The sequence below is a fragment of the Enterobacter sp. ENT02 genome, from assembly GCF_019219165.1.
Classification (GTDB): Bacteria; Pseudomonadota; Gammaproteobacteria; order Enterobacterales; family Enterobacteriaceae; genus Enterobacter; species Enterobacter mori.
The window spans coordinates 1-212 of record NZ_JAHUWD010000054.1 but is presented as its reverse complement, the minus strand read 5'-3'; the positions used below and the strand labels follow the sequence as shown (position 1 = coordinate 212).

Annotated in this window: 1 protein-coding gene; it reads right to left on the bottom strand. The window is 65.1% G+C overall.

Features of this window, described 5'->3' with window-relative positions; all coding sequences use genetic code 11:
* A partial coding sequence (locus KW829_RS23110; protein WP_218309156.1) for an Ig-like domain-containing protein occupies positions 1–212 on the bottom strand: 212 nt, incomplete at both ends.

Below are 212 nucleotides of genomic sequence, written 5' to 3'. Positions count from 1 at the left end.
CGGGACCACGTCAACGGTGATGACCACGTGCGACCCTTCCGGTCCGGTGTTGCCTGACGGATCGGTCACGGTGGTGGTCAGGTCATGCTCGCCGTTGGAGAGCGCCTGATCCGGGGTGAAGCTCCAGCTACCGTCCGGGTTCACCTTCGTGGAGCCGATAACCTGGCCGTTGTCGATGATGTTCACCGTGCTGCCCGGCTCGGCCTTGCCGC